16 protein-coding genes, 1 pseudogene and 1 riboswitch are annotated in these 18,297 nt (G+C 50.9%); of the genes and pseudogenes, 1 reads left to right on the forward strand and 16 read right to left on the reverse strand.

All coding sequences use genetic code 11. From position 1 onward, the window contains the following. Positions 1-8 precede the first annotated feature (8 nt). The 7 genes from EYB30_RS14725 to tagH are packed head-to-tail and all read right to left on the reverse strand — an operon-like array spanning position 9 to position 9,579. Positions 9-779 (reverse strand): PP2C family protein-serine/threonine phosphatase, encoded by a 771-nt coding sequence (locus EYB30_RS14725; RefSeq protein WP_166839693.1) that lies wholly within the window; start codon positions 777-779, stop codon positions 9-11. Further along, positions 779-1,522: a type VI secretion system-associated protein TagF gene (gene tagF, locus EYB30_RS14730; RefSeq protein WP_174978753.1), complete on the reverse strand. Its 744-nt coding sequence runs from the start codon at positions 1,520-1,522 to the stop codon at positions 779-781. Before tagF ends, EYB30_RS14725 begins: the two co-directional genes overlap by 1 nt. Next, positions 1,504-5,052: a type VI secretion system membrane subunit TssM gene (tssM, locus tag EYB30_RS14735; protein WP_166839662.1), complete on the reverse strand. Its 3,549-nt coding sequence runs from the start codon at positions 5,050-5,052 to the stop codon at positions 1,504-1,506. The genes tagF and tssM overlap by 19 nt, the downstream gene beginning before the upstream one ends. Positions 5,053-5,074: 22 nt before the next feature. Beyond that, a complete protein-coding gene (tssL, locus tag EYB30_RS14740; protein WP_166839663.1) occupies positions 5,075-6,385 on the reverse strand; it encodes a type VI secretion system protein TssL, long form in 1,311 nt (436 codons plus the stop codon). 40 nt (positions 6,386-6,425) lie between these two features. Further along, positions 6,426-7,754, reverse strand: coding sequence for a type VI secretion system baseplate subunit TssK (gene tssK / locus EYB30_RS14745; RefSeq protein ID WP_166839664.1), 1,329 nt, complete (start codon positions 7,752-7,754; stop codon positions 6,426-6,428). Positions 7,755-7,781: 27 nt separating this feature from the next. Next, complete coding sequence (tssJ, locus tag EYB30_RS14750) at positions 7,782-8,264, reverse strand: type VI secretion system lipoprotein TssJ (RefSeq protein WP_166839665.1); 483 nt, start codon at positions 8,262-8,264, stop codon at positions 7,782-7,784. A 34-nt stretch (positions 8,265-8,298) separates the two neighbouring features. Beyond that, complete coding sequence (gene tagH / locus EYB30_RS14755; RefSeq protein WP_206674655.1) at positions 8,299-9,579, reverse strand: type VI secretion system-associated FHA domain protein TagH; 1,281 nt, start codon at positions 9,577-9,579, stop codon at positions 8,299-8,301. Positions 9,580-9,794: 215 nt separating this feature from the next. Between tagH and EYB30_RS14760 the strand changes: the two genes are divergently transcribed. Further along, positions 9,795-11,798, forward strand: coding sequence for a serine/threonine-protein kinase (locus EYB30_RS14760; protein WP_166839666.1), 2,004 nt, complete (start codon positions 9,795-9,797; stop codon positions 11,796-11,798). Here the strand turns inward: EYB30_RS14760 and EYB30_RS14765 are convergent, their stop codons facing one another. From EYB30_RS14765 to EYB30_RS14805, 9 genes and pseudogenes are all read right to left on the reverse strand, one after another. Beyond that, complete coding sequence (locus tag EYB30_RS14765) at positions 11,799-12,620, reverse strand: cobalamin-binding protein (RefSeq protein ID WP_166839667.1); 822 nt, start codon at positions 12,618-12,620, stop codon at positions 11,799-11,801. After that, on the reverse strand, positions 12,617-13,228 hold the full coding sequence (cobO, locus tag EYB30_RS14770) for a cob(I)yrinic acid a,c-diamide adenosyltransferase (protein ID WP_206674656.1): 612 nt from the start codon (positions 13,226-13,228) through the stop codon (positions 12,617-12,619). The genes EYB30_RS14765 and cobO overlap by 4 nt, the downstream gene beginning before the upstream one ends. 3 nt (positions 13,229-13,231) lie before the next feature. Further along, positions 13,232-14,224, reverse strand: coding sequence for a FecCD family ABC transporter permease (locus EYB30_RS14775; RefSeq protein WP_166839668.1), 993 nt, complete (start codon positions 14,222-14,224; stop codon positions 13,232-13,234). A gap of 266 nt (positions 14,225-14,490) precedes the next feature. Continuing rightward, positions 14,491-14,979: pseudogene (locus EYB30_RS18825) on the reverse strand (ABC transporter ATP-binding protein); the annotation flags it as partial. A gap of 94 nt (positions 14,980-15,073) precedes the next feature. After that, positions 15,074-15,255, reverse strand: a riboswitch (cobalamin riboswitch). Between the two features lie 87 nt (positions 15,256-15,342). Further along, complete coding sequence (locus EYB30_RS14785) at positions 15,343-15,750, reverse strand: hypothetical protein (RefSeq protein WP_166839670.1); 408 nt, start codon at positions 15,748-15,750, stop codon at positions 15,343-15,345. 98 nt (positions 15,751-15,848) lie between these two features. Then, positions 15,849-16,295, reverse strand: a complete 447-nt coding sequence (locus EYB30_RS14790) for a hypothetical protein (RefSeq protein WP_166839671.1) — start codon at positions 16,293-16,295, stop codon at positions 15,849-15,851. 47 nt (positions 16,296-16,342) lie between these two features. Then, a complete protein-coding gene (locus EYB30_RS14795; RefSeq protein ID WP_166839672.1) occupies positions 16,343-16,732 on the reverse strand; it encodes a hypothetical protein in 390 nt (129 codons plus the stop codon). An 85-nt stretch (positions 16,733-16,817) separates the two neighbouring features. Next, positions 16,818-17,225, reverse strand: a complete 408-nt coding sequence (locus EYB30_RS14800; RefSeq protein WP_166839673.1) for a DUF6508 domain-containing protein — start codon at positions 17,223-17,225, stop codon at positions 16,818-16,820. A 91-nt stretch (positions 17,226-17,316) separates the two neighbouring features. Beyond that, complete coding sequence (locus tag EYB30_RS14805; RefSeq protein ID WP_166839674.1) at positions 17,317-17,796, reverse strand: hypothetical protein; 480 nt, start codon at positions 17,794-17,796, stop codon at positions 17,317-17,319. Between the last annotated feature and the right edge of the window lie 501 nt (positions 17,797-18,297).

Below are 18,297 nucleotides of genomic sequence, written 5' to 3' on the forward strand. Positions count from 1 at the left end.
TATTTTTTCTAAACCTTAAGGTAAACCGGTATTGTTTTATCTTTTTCATTAACAATTTCCGGGCTACTATCTACTTTAACCAAAATACAGGTAACATTGTCACGCGCTCCGGCTACCAATGTTGAATGCAATAAAGCCCGGTTGGCTTCAGCAATATTGCTGTGCGCCAGATACTGATAAATCTCATCGTCGCTCAGCTCTTTATTTAAACCATCACTGCATAGCAGAAACAAATCGCCGGGCTGCCACACACCACTGATAACATCTATGCTCAGACTGGGATCAACACCTACCGCCCGGGTGATCACATTTGCCAGCTCATGTTGCTCAGCCTCGCTGCTACTGAGCAGGCCCTGCTCCACCATTTCATTAACCTGGGAATGATCGCGGGTGATCTGGCGCAATACATTGTTACGCAACAAATACCCCCGGCTATCACCCGCCCACAGAAAGTGATAATGCAATTTATCCAACAACAGCACAACCACCGTTGAACCGGCGGTATGGCCCTGCAAATGCTGCTCACTGTACTGACAAAGCTCTTGATTAGCCCGCTGCAAAGATTCTGTTAACAGCTGCACCGACACTTGGCTGGCGCGTTTTACCGCGACCTTTACCGTATCCACCACCAACTGACTGGCAATATCACCGGCAGCATGGCCACCCATACCGTCAGCCACCAGCCAGACACCACTGTCGGCGAGGTCAAGGCAAGCATCTTCATTAATTTTACGCACCAGCCCTTTATGCGTCTGGGCGTGCGATACCACCTGTCTCATCACGCATCACTTCCGTTGCAAATAATATCGGCCATTTGCCATTGCCCACGTTGCCAGTTGCCATCAAGCATGGCCGCATACTGGCTAACCTGCGGCAGACCGCTGCTAACCAGCGTACAGGCAGGCACCAACTCAGAGCCTTGTGTCCACCACAGGCAATAACGACCAAACTGCTGACGGTAACTATGGTGTAATAACACGGCCGCATCCACAGCATCGTCTTGCTGCTGTCCCTGCTGACGGATAACCCAGGCGGGTCTGACAGCAGACTGTTGCACCTGAGAGGTATTGACACTGAGCGCCTCAGGCCAGCTGATCTCGGCTTGTTGTAACGCATCGTGCCAGCGCTCAAACACAAAATCGTCTTCCAGTGTTAGCAAGATCTGTTGCTGCAGCGCTGTGGCCCAGTCAGCTTGCAGCCTGGCATGCACTGGTGTACTGGGCATTGTTCGGACCAGCGTAAACGGAAAATGCCGGCCTACCTGGTCAACACTTGGCATCAGGGTGCCCAGTACCGCGTCAGCGCCGCAAACACCGGCCGACAGGGCAAAATGCCACACCGGGCTGGTCAGGTAAGTTTCCAGCCAGGCCTGACCAAGCTGCTCTCGGCTAACAGCCATTACCGCTTGCAGCCATTCATTCCAGCTATCAACAAAGCCTGCTGTCAGCTGCTGCGCGACAAAATCGCCCCTGCTGGGGATCTTGCCACACATTCCCAGTAAATTTACAGACTTGCCGGACAACTGAAGCCCTCCAAAGCATTATTCCAAAATGGGTTATTCACTGTATCAGGCACCAGCTCTACGCGGGCTTTATTGCCTTGCACCGCCAGATGTAACATCTGATCTGTGCGGGTTTGTGGCCGCTGCTGTGCCAATTCATCGAGGAAGCGGAACCATGACCATTCCCCCTCCTGAGAGAAATTCGCCGGTAAGCCGGAGTTGGCCGGTGTAAACACCAGACGGGTTTGCAACCGGTTACGATCTCCGGGCCAGAAGAACTGCCGCGAGCGCGTTGGTCCATGCCGGTAAGATAATTCCTGGCCATCAAGTTCAAGCAACAAATGCGTAATATGCCGATCCAGATAGACGGGCCGTAAACTAAAGCCCACTTTTAGCTTTTGGCTGCCATCTTCAAAAAACGCCGAACGAATTTTCACTGCATTCTGAAAGGTATCTAACACACTCTGATCAAGGCCAATATCTTTCTTAAAGGTCCAGACCGTGCGGCTGGTGTTAACAAAGGGCTGCAGATAATCTTTGAAAAAACTGTCAACGGTGCCGCCATAACCGAAGAAACGTTCAAAATCGCGCAGTTTAATGTCGTCTTTACTACGACGGTTCAACGGATAGCGTCCGGCAATAGCCCGTCGATACTCTGCCAGCACCGTGCCCTGCCAGGCTTCATTGATATGTTGCCGGCTGCCCTTGGCAAATAACTCGCTGGTATCGGCTGATAAGTCAGATAACCAATCAGCAAAGGGAGATGGAATATCACTTTTCAGCCGCCGCAGCGCGACACTGAGCTCATTTCCGCCTTCACCATTGAGCTGATTAACGTACGCCTGGCGCGCCATACCGCCAGGCACATACAAGCGTTCCAGATATTGATAATACATGCGGCTGGTTTGAGCAATTTGCTCCAACTGAGCATCACCAATCTTAAGCAATTCATAAAAGGCAAACTCGACTTCCTGCCCCGGCAATTTTTGGTTTAGCGCCGACATATCTTCCGGCAACAGGCGGTCCAGCCGCGATTTCTGGCTGGAAAATTGCGTTTGCGCAACGTTACCAGCTACCTCTGCCGCCATTTTCGCTTCGGCCGAATCCGGCAGGCTGGTCAGGCGGACATTTTGCTGTACTGCGCGGATAATACTCTGAATGGGCTGCTCAGGGCCTGCCAGTACCCTGGTAACAAAGACGCCTTGCTCAACATCACTGACCGGGCGAATACTGATATCATCTAACAACTCCTGCCACAGATAGGCATAGTCACGCAGGTATTTATCTGTTACCTGCTCAGACAAAGAACCATCAGCAGATTCGCCATCGGCCTGCGCCAGGTCGCCATATACCCAGCTGTCCTGCATCAGGCTGCGAATGATGCGGCGTTTCTCCACATTAAACAAACCATGAAAGCCTTTATAAGTGTACAAGCCCGGAATGCCCTGTTGCAGCGGCAAGCCGCTCTTACGTTGTACCACTTTCACGCCATCGCTGCCCAGCACGTCCACCAGCCTGAAGTCCGGGATATGGCTTTTAACCAGTTCAGTGCGGATACGCTGATACGCCCGCTCTGCCAAAGGCACGGTTAACAGCAACTGTCGTGCTGCCACTATGGCGTCTTCCTGCTCTGTTGCGCCTTTGATGCCAAGCTCGAGTAAGGCCTGTAAATGATTTTGCAACGACAGCCGTAAGTCCTGGCTATGTTCTGCCGGAAACTGGCGCTCCACATACAGGGCAAACCACGAACTTATCTGCTCGGCGCTAAAATGCTCTGGCCGGAAGATCATCAGATAAGTTTTCAACGTCTCGTACAAATAATCACGATGCTGGGCATTGCGCTCCATCTCCTGCGTTAAGCTGCTGAGCAAAAACGGTACGAAGCGCTGATAAAGCGCATTCTGATAGGCACTTTTCGCCGCCTGACCTAATTTATCTCCCTGATACAGGCCCAGGTTTTTCGGGCCATCTACCGGCAATACCCCGGCATAACCGGCGGGCAGGTCGCGTAAGACATTCAGCTGCTCATTCAGTGCAATAACATCGATATCAGCCCGGGCCGATGCCGTCAGTGACTGATAATCAGCCACTTCAGTGGCCACCTGATCGACTAAAGCCGTGTTCCAGCTGTAACTGCCGGCCCAGGCAAACACCAGCCAGGCAGAGCATGCAGCCGTTGCTCCCAGTACACTGCGGCGTATCCAGCGATGACGGTTCTTATGCTGCAGATTAACCGACGCTAACTCACGCTCGGGAATAACGATTTCTTCAAAAAAGCGTTTAATAAAATAGCTTTTGCCTTCGGCAGTCTGACGGCGCAGAGGCGGTTCCGCCAGGCCAAAGTTTGAGCCCAGCTGCGACATAATGCGGTCAATCGGCACACCTTCCTGCGTCGCACTGGCAATATAAACGCCGCGCAACATGGTGGCTTTCTCAAAAGGATTCGGCGCAAAAATTTCCTTCAGAAAATCATCAGCCGCACTTTGTAACAAGCGTAACTGGCGCGGAAACTCGTAAATAGCCGCCCGGTTTTCCTGATCATGCTCATACTGCAACCGGCTGAACAGGCGCTGCGTCAAGCGATTTATAATGGCATGAAACTCGCGGTTAAATTGCGCTACCACGCCTTTTTCACTGTCTTGTGTTGCCGCATCGAAGGTCATACCCCATACCTGTTCGCGCTCTTCTTCACTGAGGTTGTCAAAAAACTCGGTGAAGCCCGCTATCAGATCGGCCTTGGTAAACATCACATACACCGGGAAGGTCATCCCCAGTTGGTTTTGCAGCTCCTGCACCCGTTGCTTAATGGCTCTGGCGTGTAAGTTACGCTCGGTACGGGTTTGGTTTAGCAAGTCAGCCAGACTAACAAACACGATAACACCGTTAATCGGCCGGCGTGGCCGGTGTTTACGCAGCAAGCCTAAAAAGCCCTGCCAGGCAGTAGAATCCTGAGCGGCGTGACTATCTTGCGTGGTGTAACGCCCTGCGGTGTCTATAAGCACCGCCTTGTTGGTAAACCACCAATCACATTGGCGGGTACCGCCGATGCCTTCAATGGCATCAGTGCCCATATGCTCTTTTAACGGAAACTCCAGGCCAGAGTTATGCAGTGCCGTGGTTTTGCCTGAGCCCGGCGGGCCTATTAACATATACCAGGGTAATTGATAGATATCGCGCGCTTTACCAAAACGAGCATGCTTTAAGATGTCCAGCGCTTTTTGCATACGTTGGCGCAGTACTTCAATATCGCGCCGCGCCAGCTCGTCGTGTTGCTGATGTTCTTCTCCATTTAACAAGGTGTCTACGGCTTGTTTATGCGAGCGGGTTTCGCGTAAGCCTTTAATGTAATGGCTACCACCCCACACCAGCGCAATAACCAATAATGTCAGTAAACGGGCGCTGGCACTGGCCAATGGCTCATGTCCGGCAATAGCCAGTAACGGGCCGCCAAACCAAATTAATAACGCCAGGGCTAAAAGCCCCAGCACCGTAATAAAAATGCCGGATTTCAGTACCGTTAGCACTGCTTGCAGTACGGCTTTCGCTTTCATAACACGTCCCTTGTCTAAGGTGTTACTGGAGTAAATCTATTTCAACACGACGGTTCAGTGCCCGGTTGGCGGCGCTGTCGTTTGGTGCTATCGGGTTGGCATCACCATGGCCTTCCGGCCACAAGCGGCCACGTAAATCAGCACCCGATGCCAGTGCATCCGCCATAGCATTGGCGCGGGCCAGCGATAAGTGCCAGTTAGACGGATATTTGCTGGTAAAAATAGGCAGATCATCGGTGTAGCCACTAACCAGTATCCGCCCTTCGGTGGCTTCCAGTGCACGCGCCATTTTCGCCGCCACCGGCTCAAAGCCTTCATTGATACCGGTGCTACCAGGGCTGAATAACTGATCCAGACCAACGCGGATCCGCACCCGATCCGGTAACTCAATCACCTGTAGCAGATCGCGGCGGATCTCTGTCTGCAACAGTTGCGTCAGCCGGATAGCATCCTGATGCGCTTTGGCTGATGCCGGTTGCGGGCTATCCTGCTGCCACACCACCAGATTATTCAACTGCCGGTGCACCTGATCTGAGTAGCCATTGATCTGATAGGCCAGATACATATAGCAACCTAATAAAACAGCGCCCACCACCGAACAGGCTACCCACAACGGAAACTCGCCTTCTAACTGGCTGGCTGCCACCACCTGGCTACGCCAGCCGGGAGACAGCTCCCGTGCCGGTTCGCCGCGCTGGCTGCGGATTGCCTTAAAAGCGCGTTCACGGTAGCCTTCGAGTTTCTCAAAGCCGCGCTCTTCCAGGCGCATCTTGCCGGCAAAACCAAATGACAAACACAGATACTGCAGCTCCAGCAGCAACAGATGCTCTTTTGCTGCAGCGATCGCCGCGTCAAGCAAGGTAAAAAAGTACTCGCCACCAAAGGTTTCGTTGTGAAAAGTCGATAGCAGGCTCTCTGCAGCCCAATCGCTGTTGCCACCCCAGGTGGTGTTCAGCACCAGCTCGTCGATAAAAGCGCACAGGCAATAACGGGCTTTTTCAATTAACTCGCTGCTAACGCCTTTATACCTGAGCTGCTGCTCATACTGGTTAATCAGTGCGATGCACTGCGTTTTCAGCCCTGCCACGTCAGCATGTTGTGTTGTACTGCGAATAGGCGACACCAGAGAAAACAGGGCTCCGGCCTCATCTATCAGCACATTATCGCTGATAGACAGCGCTTGCAGTTTCTGCGGTGTATCGGCCGGTCGTACATTCGCCGACATCCGTGTTTTGTCGTTATCACCGGTTTGCTCCGCCGGCAAAGGCGCTGGCGCGGCTTTTAGCGCCGGCCGCCCGCCGGGGCGTGGTTTCATCACAGTTTTATCTGACATCAGTTGCCATCCATGTTAATCATCAGTGACGGTCTAGCGGTTAAGACTTTATCGCCCACAGTTCTATTTTTAAGCCGGGATAATTACCCGACAGATGCAGCGCCAGGCCGCCACTGTTGGCCAGACGCTCCCAGTAGATACTGCCTTTATCCAGCTGAAAGTAATGATAACCGGCGTGATAAGGCACCTGGCGGGGCGCAACCGGCAAGCCAGTGACAGCGATGCCGGGTAACTGGTTATTTACCAGCTCACGGATATGCTCCACCGGGCCAATTTTTAACCTGGCCGGCAGGTGTTTACGAATATCATCCGCGGGTAAATCAGCTGAAACCGCCAGCACAAACTGGGCATACTCCAACAAGGTTTTGTCGGTTAGCGGCGATACCAGAATGCCAAACTTAGCCTGCTCCAGTGGCAGTGCCTGGGCGGTCTGCTCCAGCACTACGCTTAACGTCTGATTCATAATGACGCTAAGGTTGCCAAACACGGCGGTTAAATCATCATGTTGATAAGGCGGAAACTGTGGCGGGCGTTTTTGTCGCGAGGTAAAAGTGGCCAGTTCCCCCAGCATAGAAACCATCAAGCGGTACAGATTAAGCGGGTGTTCCAGCACCCCGTTTTTTAGATGTCGCAGCACCGGCTCATAGCGATTAAGCACCTGTAACATCAAAAAATCGGCGATAGAGTTTGCCGTGCCCTGCCCCTTGCCCAGGCGGTCTGCCAGCGCATCGGCGCGTTGACATAACATACCCAGCGCTTCATTGATAAAGGCACAGAGTTCACTGTCTTGCTGAATATCCACCAGGGGTGGGATAAACTTTTTCATCAGTTTAACCTCACCTTGCTCCGACACTTCGCGAATGCGGGCCACCGGCAGACAAATAAAGCCGCCGCGGTCTTCTGACTCAAGCTTAAACAGTAACCTTAGCTTGGCCAGTTGCAACAGCTCTGTCGCCTCTTCCGCCAGGCTGTTATCCGCCACGCTGTGTTCGGCATAGCCATAACGGCTGATGTGGCCGGCCTCTGCGCTGCTAATATTCTGCCCATGCGGTTTATCCAGCGCCAGACACAGGTACACCAGCTGGTCGCGGCACGACTTCGCTATCTGTATGGCACCTGGCAAGCTCTCTACCTGAGGTAATTGTAAAACAGTGCCATCGGGCAAAATGGCTTCAAGTTCGGCCAGCGCAAACTGACCGAACTTTAAACTTTGGTGATCGACACTGAGCCGGCGCACACCAAAGCTATAAGGCAATTGCATCGCCAACTGCTGCTGACGGCAATAATCAAAATAACGCTCTTGTTGCTGAAAATGCTGCGGGCGTAAAAACAAGCCTTCCGACCAGGCAATGCGGCTGTAGTCACTCATATTGAACCTTCCATGCGCGGGCGAAAATTAACGTTTACGTTCTAAGTCGTGCTCACGGATATACACCGCCAGCTTATCTACATAGACATAAAAATCGTCATAGCCGGTCGGTTTAACATCTACCACCGCCCGCCATCTGGCGCCTTCAATATCACGGTATGCCGCCACTACCGCCACCGCTTTCGTGGCCGGTTGCAAGGCCATACGATATTCATTGCGCTGACCTGGCTCAAACACCAGTTCATCTTTTTTCAGTAAATCGGTGCGCAAAATAGCTTCCGGATTATCATACAGCGCAAAGAAATCCTGATTTTCAAATACGGTTTTTGACGCCAGCTCATACACCTTAATAATGACCGGCGAAGGACGGCCATCAAAATCCGGATTAATATCTGTCGCTACACGAAAATGCAATTTAGTCGACGGCGGAAAGGTGGCATATACCGCCTGACAGCCGGCCAACAGCGTCAGACTCAACCACATCAGCACCAGGGCTTTAATTATTTTCATTTCTACCACTCCTGACGGTATCGTTTACAAAAAATTAGCTATTACGTAAGTAAGCTTCATAGGCGCTGATAAAGTCATCGTTAACGCCCTGTTTGTCTTTGTTATTAACATTGGCCGACAATTCGTCGTGCAAGGCTTTGTAACGCGCCCACAATCTGGCCTGGCGCTGAGCCGGGTTCACTTTATCGAGAAAACTGGCTGAAAAATCAGATGCTTCCAGTTTTTGCGGTGCCAGCTCTGCCAACAAACCCGCCATAGCCCCACTGGCACCGGCAATGATCGCCGCTTCATGCCGGCTGATATCGGCAAAGGCTTCAGCAATCGCCTGACGCGCAGGCATAAAGCTGCTGCCAGGGCGGTTAAACAGGTTATGAAAGGCATCATCAATGGTGGCAGAAAACTTAAGAGGGTTGTTTTCGCGCTGCTGAAACGTGGTTTGATTGACGCGAAAGCTGTTTTTAACAGCAGAACGCTCGCGCATTACCGCCATCACACCTTGCAACGATTGCTGCAACGCCTGACCTAACTGTTCCCACCACTGCGCCGTACCAGCCGCCGGCAAACTGGCGTCAGACACACCAAGCCCCTGTAAAAAGGCATCAAGACACGCTTGTGCCGGTAATGGTTCTGCAGCATTACCCTTGAGCCTTGTGCTGTTTTTCTGTGGTTTAGCCACAACAGGCGCAGCAGCGTCCTGCAGCGGGAATTGATTCTCTGGTTGCCAGGCAGCTTGCCAATCGTCAGGAATAAGGGCCGCCGGTGCATGAAAATGATCGTCCAATACCAACTCCGGCTCTGGACTGGCCGCAGAGTGGCTGACACGGTTAGACATAGCAGTGCCGTGCGCCGCCGGATCAGCGCTAGCGCTATTTAGCGGTGCAATATCGGCAATGCGTAAGCCAATATGGTTGTCTGCGGCAGTCGCAGGCTCAGCGGCCATCGGCATTGCTGCTTGCGCCGGTGTATTTGCCGGCATGGCATCAACCAGCGCTACCTGAATTTCGTAGTCGCCTAAACAGAGCGTGTCGCCGTCGCGCAATATATGGCTGTTTCCCTGACCTAAAGGCGTGACAGATCGGTTTATAAACAAGCCATTAGTAGACTGATCACTGATAGTAAACTGCCCCTGCTGATAGCTGATCCTGGCGTGCACACCAGACACTACCCGCTCTGGATCCGGCAGATACCAGTCTGATTGTTCGCTGCGTCCAAGCGTGCCACCGCTGGCATCGAACCGTTTTACCGCAACCTGTCTGGGAGACAAACGGTGATAACTCAGCACTGACAATTCAAGTAACATATCCCTTTGCTCCACATTACACTCCTGCCAGCAAAACACAATTTATTAACCATAAATCGGCCGCAAAGATTAAGTTAAATTTATTGTTACGTCAACAGTCGACATGTTACAAATAAGGTTAACCACAATCGTGACTGACTGGCTTTTTTGTGAAATAATTGCTCTTATTTTGCATTAGGCCAGCCTGACTTGCTGGTTTAAGCCAGAACAGGTAACACAAGGAGTAGATAATGACGGCACAGGAAACCACCAGTGTTGACAGCCTGAATACCAATGCGGCACAGGACGCCGATAAAACCCGTTATGCGGTTAAACCTTCTGCCAACGCTAAAACAGCAGGCAAAACGACGTTGGCCGCGGGGATGCTGATAAAACAGCGCTATTTGTTGGAGAGCAAAATTGGATCAGGTGGCATGAGCGATATTTATCGCGCCACTGACACCTTTTTGCAACAAGCTGGCGTACTTAACTGCAGTGTCGCGATTAAAGTGCTGCAGCAACAATTTGTCGATCAGCCAGAAGCCTTGCAATTGTTATTGCAAGAAGCGCATAAAACACAACAACTGTCGCACCCGAATATCGTGCGGGTATATGATGTTGACTGCGATCAGCAGCTTTATTTTATCGTGATGGAATTTCTTGACGGCGAAAGTTTGGATCAGGTGATTAAACGTTACAAACCCAAAGGGTTGCCACTAAAATCTGCCCTTAACCTGTTACAACAAATTGCCGCGGCACTGAACTTTGCCCATCGCAACGGCATAGTGCATGCCGATCTGAAACCGGCCAATATTATGGTGAACCGCGCTGGCGAGGTCAAAGTACTCGACTTTGGTGTCGCGCAAAAACTGCAGTTAAATCATGATATTTATGCCGCAGAGCAACAAAGTCAGACCGCACCGCTAAGCGGTTATACGCCCGCTTATGCCAGCCCGCAATTACTGGCCGGCAACACGCCGGCGGTAGCAGATGATGTGTTTTCATTTGCCTGTTTAAGCTATGAGCTGTTAACCAGCAAGCACCCGTTTGACCGTATGCCTGCAGACAAAGCGGCAAGCGGGAAAAAACAGGCCAACAAACCGGCTCACCTGAATCTACTGCAATGGCAAGCACTGAAGCGGGCGTTGCAGTTTGACAGCAAGGCTCGCAATATCAGTATTGAGCAGTTGATGCAACATTTTAACCGCCAGCTCTGGCGCGGCCTGGCAACCGCAGCCGCACTGGGTGCATTAGCAGTTGTCAGCTGGCAGTATTACCAGCAACAACAAGCACAGCTGCAAAGCTTGGCGCGCCAAACCGCCGAGGTAACACAGCAACAACAACAGTACCTGCAACTGGCCGATGCGCAACCGGCCGAGCTACTCGCTGCATTGGCGCAAAGTGACAAGGTTTGGCAACGTGACGCCCTGCTGCGTAGCCAACAACAGCGTTTGTTAAATCATTTTGAGCAACAAATTGATACGCTACTGAGTGACCGTCGTTTCAGCTACCCGAATTATCCGGAAATTGAACACATTCTCTCACAAGCCGCTGCGCTGTTTCCTGATTCACATTATCTGGCTGAACTGAGCAGCAGCTTATTGCGCAGTAAGCAAACGGCTATTGAGGTACTGCGCGGCCAAATGAACCAATTGCTGCTTAACCAGCAATACCAGCCGCGGCAGGATGGGCCAGACCCGTATAGCGTGTTGCAGACACTGCGCCGTGTCGACAGTCAATATCAGCTGCAGCCCGATGCTAACGAAACCAGTGTCTACATTGACGCCTTTAATCAGGCAGTCGCGGCCAACGACGCCGCAGCGCTGCAACAGCTTATTAAGGTTGGCCAGTTAATTTTTGCTAACCATAGCGAAGCGGCGCCGTTGGTGGCACAAGGCCAGCAACTGGCAGCAGCCGTCGATGCTATGGCATTGTACAACAATACGGTCGCGGATGGCGCAGCTGCTGATTTTCCGTACCAGGCTGCTGAGGTGTTTTACCGCCACAGTTTCCAGCAGCTGGAGCTGGAGCTGACACAAAGCGCCAAGGTTGCTGACATTGATGCGGTTTATGATAAATTGCAGCAGTTTAACAGCCAGGTCCCTGCCGACTTTTCCTTACATGTCGCGCTGCGGCGTAAACTGGCTGACAAATACCTGAATTTATCCGGCGAGTTACTGCAGTCTAACCAGGTACGTACCGCCGAGCGTTTAATGCGCCGAGCTAATGAGCTGATGAACAGCCTGAGCAGTTAATCAGCGATACGCCTCTACGCCCTGGCACAATTGACGCAAACCCAATACCGTGCGGGGCGTGGTGCGGTACAGATAATCGGCATTCAGTGCTAAAAATTGCTGTTTTTTTACCGCGGGTAACGCAGTAAAACGCTGCCAGTAACTAAAATCCGGTGTGGTGTTGCCGCTGTAAGCGGCAATAATCACCTCAGGCTGCGCCTGGATCAGCTGCTCCAATCCTACTTGCGGATAATCGCCTTTAGCCTGACTAAAAACATTATCCGCGCCACACAGCGCCAGCATTTGCGCCGGCCAGGCGTTATTCGCCACTGTACTCAGCGGCGCTGTGCCCATAGCAAAAAATACCGCTACCGGCTTTTTCTGCTGATACTGTGCCCGCAAAGCAGCAAGCTCGGCGTTAAATTGCTGCGCCAGCCGTTGTGCCTGGGCTGTTCTGCCGCTGTGCCGGCCCAGCATCACAAGTTCGGTGGCAATATCATCAAGTGTTTGCGGATCTGAAAATACTACCTTGACACCAAACTGCTGCAAACGCTGAATATCAGCCGGCGGATTACCGCTACGCCAGGCAATCACCAGATCCGGGCGCAGCGCCAATACGGCTTCGATATTCACCGCGGCGTAACTTGCTACACTGGGTAGCGTTGTTGCCTCAGGCGGATAATCACTGTAGTCGCTTACCGCGACCACGTTATCACCGGCGCCTATGGCAAATAACATTTCGGTAATATGCGGCGCCAGGGCAATAATACGCTGCGGCGCTGCAGCCGTTGCCAGGCTTAGCAGACTGCTAAGCCCGCATAATAACAGTAACAGCGGCCTCACCAGTCAATCCCCCGTTGCGCTTTAACGCCACTGTCAAAAGCATGTTTTATGTTTTGCACTTCGCTGACGGTGTCGGCCAATTCAATCAAACGCCGGTGACAAGCGCGGCCGGTGATCAACACATGCTGGCCCGGCGGCCGGTTTAACAAAGCACTTTCAATGCGTTCCAGCGGCAAATAATGATAACTGAGCATATAGGTCAGCTCATCCAGCAATACCATATCCAGCGTCGGATCGGCCAGAAATTGCTCTGCCTGCAACCACACCTGTTCCGCAGCGGCAATGTCTGCTGCTTTATCCTGGGTATCCCAGGTAAAACCGGTGGCCATCACCGCAAACTGCACACCATGTTGCGCCAGCAAATTACGCTCGCCGCAATCCCAGCTGCCTTTGATAAACTGTACTACCGCCGCGCGCAAACCATGGCCAACGGCCCGGGCTACCGTGCCAAAGCCCGACGTCGATTTACCCTTACCATTGCCGGTAATAACCAGCAGCAGGCCTTTTTCGGCACTGGCGGCGGCCACCGCCGCATCGACCTGGGCTTTTAAGCGTTGCTGGCGCGCCTGATGCCGTTGTTGCTTGATATCATCTGTTGTCATTGTCATTCGCTATAGCCGCTGTGCGCGCATAATAAATAAAAAAAACACACTACCCACCAGCGAGGTGATTACCCCCAACGGGATCTCCTGCTGCGGCAGCACAGTACGGGCCAGATTATCGACCCAGATCAAAAATACCGCCCCAACCACCGCGCAACCGAGTAATAGCCTTACTGAGGTCACACCAAAAAAGTACCGCACCAAATGTGGGATCATCAGGCCAACAAAGGCGATGCCACCGCATTGCGATACGATACAGGCCGTAAGCAGCGCCGTCGCCAACAATAGCACCAGCCGCAAACGCGTTGTATTGACCCCTAGGGTGCGGGCGCTGTCGTCAGACAGCAGCAGAGCATCCAACTGCCGCCGCAGTGCCAGCGCCAGTACCAGCACCAATACCACGACCGGTGCCAGCAAGGCGACGCTATACCAATCCGTGCGGCTTAAACTGCCCATTAACCAGAATATCACCCGGTTAGCCGCAAAAGGCTCAGCAAAGTACAAAATAAAGCTACTGATCGCACTTAACATAAAAGACACCGCCACCCCGGCCAGTAAGGTTATCTCTACTTTACGCCAGTGCTGGCCGGCACAGACCACAAACACCAGCGCCACAGCAAATAAAGCGCCGGCAAAAGCACCGGCAGCAATACCCACCAGCTGTGCCGGCAGCACCACACTGACCAGCGTTGCACCAAGACCAGCACCGGCCATCAAGCCGAAAAGATAAGGGTCTGCCAGGGGGTTACGGCTGGCATTTTGCAAAATAGCGCCCGACACGGCCAGGCCGGCACCGACCAACACCGCGCACAATAGCCGTGGCAAACGAATCTGCCAGACAATAGTTTCAGCCAAAGGTGAGCCCGGAGCCAGGCCCACTAGCACGCTGATGGTATCGGCCAGCGACACATCGGCGCTGCCCAGCGTCAGGCTAAGCAACATACTGGCCAGCAGCAGAAGCGTTGACAACATCATGGCCTTTGCATAATGACGCTTTAACATAAATCGGTAAGCTCCGGCGGTAAAAAGGTAACCTGTAACCTTTGCAGCTGGGGCTGCACAGCAACCTGACATGGCAGACGAAACACCTGTTGTAACCGCTCTTGCTGCAACACCTGTGCCGGGGTGCCAAAGGCGCATTGCCGGCCCTGGTGTAACAGCAGCAGCTTGTCGCAATACAAAGCCGCCAGATTCAAATCATGCAAACAGGCCAGCACCGCAATACCCAAACACCGTACCAGCTGCAAAATTTGGTGTTGGTAATGCACATCAAGATGGTTAGTCGGTTCGTCCAGCAACAATAACGCCGGTTGCTGCAGTAACGCGCGGGCGATATACAAACGTTGCAGCTCTCCACCCGACAGGGTATCGATAAGTTGGCTGGCTTTATTGAGCAGGCCTACTTTTTGCAGCGCCCTTGCGATGGCTTGTTCGTCACTGCCGGTAGTGCGTTCAAACCAGCTTTTATGCGGTAGCAAACCCATCTCTGCAACCTGCTGCACGGTTAAGGCAAACAGCGGTGGCGGATGCTGGCTGACCACCGCCAACGTCCTGGCCAGCTCTTGGCTAGTGTAATGTGCCAACGGGCGCTGCTTTAGCAAAATCTGCCCACTGTCCGCTGGTACAGCACGCTGAATAAGCCGCAACAGGCTACTTTTGCCGGCACCATTGGGGCCGACAACGCCAATAAACTCGCCCTTAGCCAACGAAAACTGAATATCCTGCAGTATCGTCTGATCACCCAACTGCAAAGACACGGCTGATACGTTAAGCAAAACCCACTCCTGACAAAAGCAGTAGCGGCCTGCATACAGATGAAGGCATTGCCACTGCTGTGAACTCCCGCACAGAGGCGTAACATCTGCCCGGGCAGGTCTCCTGACTTTAAGCGATAACCCACAGGCCCCTTCCCAGCCATAATGGCCAGTGGTACTAGCATGCAGCACTTATTACAGTTGCGGGAACAGTGCAGGCCTTTCACCTGCTTCCCTTTTCAGCGGGTGTTACCCCGCACCTGAGCGTCCGCCAGTGTAGCAGACAACAGCACACAGCAGCAAAATGAAAACGCCAGCAAAACTGCTGGCGTCAATCACTACGGATAATACGTTTTAGCGTGAAACTTACTCAATAGCGCTTAACAAGGTTTTATCCAAACCGTCTTCAGCTAATATTTTGACCACGGCCTGGCAATGCTCTACGGTAAAATCCCCCTCAGCAATTTGGGTATTGAGCATATTGCGCCGTTTCATCACAATATCTGACACCATCTGCTGGTTAGCACCCTTTTCACCGCCCATTTTGCTGTACAGTTTATCCAAGTACGGATACAGCAATTTTTCAGCATCATAAGCCGCAGCACGCACCGACGGATGAAAATCCTGACAGGCATTTAAGTTCAACAAGTAAAAATTCAGGTAGCCAGCCACCGTCACCAGTTTATAGTCTTGCGTGTTCGCCTGTGCTGCCGCACATACCGTGCCTGAAGTGAGTATTGCCGCAGCAATCATTGCACTTAGCCGTGTTTTCATTATTACGTCCTGTTTGTCGGTTAGCGTTGCTATTCAATCTAAACAGAAGTTGGCATTTTTGCAATCTTCTGTTTTTAAATAAGCACCCAATAAAGCAACTACGCGTTTTTATTACTTAACACTGACCACTGCTGCCAACACCCCACTGCAAACAAACTGCCAATCAATAAACAGATACCCGAGCTCACCAGCCAAAATATCAGACTGTTTTCCGGGAACATCGGCATTAAGCCAACAAAGGCAACGCCACGCAGTAAAAATATGCTGCTAATCAGCAGTAGCGCTAATTTTGTTAGTGGTAAACGCTTTATTACTCCGGCACCCGACAAAGCAAACAAGGCCCAAACGAACAGCACCACAACAATTACAGCAGTAACGATGGTCGGATACCAAAGCCCCTGCTCCGCCATACGGGCCATCTGCTCACCTGCACCAAAGAAGCGATACCAATCACCGCCGAAAACAATACAGCCAAGATGAGCAAGCGCAGCGGCAAAGCAACATAGCGCCGCCGCAAGAAGAGACTTATTGTTAACAGAGGGCATTTCTCATCCTTGAATGTTGTTATCTATAAAAAGTAGTGGCACGCCAGCTAGCTTAGCCTGTGATATTTTTTTGAAATCAATGCTGCAAGTGAATAAAACACACCTGACAGCAAAAGCCAAAACAGAACCTGCTTTATTAATGAATCTAAAAACGCCATTGAAAACACAAACCAATGTGCTGTACCAAGCAGTATGGTGGCCATCGCCCAAGGCAGATTAACCCTGTTTACTTTTGACAGCAGCTGAACGGTTAGCAATGCACATAACGATACAAACCAATACGTTATGCCAATTAATAAACTGAGTTTAAAGGTGCCCCAACAGCCAAATTTTGGATCACAGTTCCCCATAATCAATATTTTATACGCCTGATAAGCCGCTATCGGCAGCATAAATAACAGTAGTGATGTTATTACAGTTCTAATTATCGTGTTCATGACTACTCAAAAAAATATAAGGCTAAGCCGCGCTCTGCGGAAAATTTGAAGCGCAGCGAAAAAATTGTCCTGCAGCAGCGCTTTGTTAGGCATTTTTACTTGATAATTCATTTAGCCGCTTGAGAATTAATCCAATCTTACCCTCACGAATCATAGCCCCCATGTGGCCATCACAAAACCGTTCACCACGAACGCAGTAGGTCAGCATAGTCCTGATTTGGTCAAGGCCAGAAGATTCGATTAACTTTTTATCTTCGATCATCTTTTTTGCTTCTTTTGGACTATATCCGTAGTCGCACCACTGCTCTTGCGATGCTACCCGAAAAAACTTTTTTACGTTTTCTTCATACTCTGGCCATGGCATAGTGAAAACACCCTCTCTCTCTTCTCCACCACACCATTTTTTAATGGGATCAAAACCATCTCGGTAAAGAAGGGGGATAAATTGAACCAATTCCATGATTTGGTTTTCATCTGAAAATACTGCGCGCATTTTCTGACCTCGTTCGGAAAGCTAACGCACGCCACAAACGCGAGCAACTTGTTGCGAGTCGAGCCGCGAAGCGGCTTTTTGATGGCGTTTGTTATACACCACTGCCTCTCACACTAAACTTGATTTGAAACCTAACAAGTTCCGTCTTCGTATTAATACTTTCAACTTTCTTTGCGCCGTCAAAAATAGACTTCAGAAAAGTGTCTGATAAGTCACCAGCGTAAGACATTCTTAGATTGAAGTTTTCAGAACTGTTTAGTTCAAACTGAAGTAATAACTCACCTTCTTCATTCGTAGATGATATTTGTTCGACAGCAAGTTTTACTCTATCAATAAATGCAACTAAATCATGAATATTAAGATTATTCTCAATAACATGCTCTTCAGTTAGAAGTACCATACCAGACATCTGTATTGGACCAGTTTGTTGTGGCTCCTGCGTTTGAGGCTTATGAATCATCCATGAGTCAGCAGTATAACTTTTACCATCAACAGGGTTTACATAAGTCTCTTGGGCATTAACGCTTATTAGAAAAATACAGAAAAACAAAATAACTAGAAGCTTGCTCATAAGTCTCCTGGTGTATAACGCTTGCAGCACAGGCCGAAACCCGCGCAGCGGTTGAGGTCCAGGCCACGCAGAGGCCGATTGTGGCTGCACTTGTTAAGTTTTTTCATCGCAAATTATTTTGTAATTTTTATACATTAAAGGCCAAGGATTGAACTCTACAACTTTCATCGTGCTACCTCGTATAGAATGTGAGCAATTCTTCAGAGAGGCCTTTATAACAATGCCATTATCAAGTTCAACGTTCGCGATTAAAAGGTAATTCGACTTCACAAAGTTATGCTGATTTACAGATTTTATTCGTCCTTCGATCTCAGAACCTCTTACACCGCCAAAGTAAAAATATTCGAATAACAAATATGCCGCCAAAAAAAGTGACAGAAAAAGCAACACATCTTTAACGGAGAAATTTTCGTCCATATAAACTGTTCTTACCCATAAAAAGTAGACACTCGGTTATGCGCATTTGCGCTCATACTCAGCCGGGCTGACATAGCCAATCGC

The organism is Rheinheimera pleomorphica, assembly GCF_011634895.1.
GTDB classification, from domain to species: domain Bacteria; phylum Pseudomonadota; class Gammaproteobacteria; order Enterobacterales; family Alteromonadaceae; genus Alishewanella; species Alishewanella pleomorphica.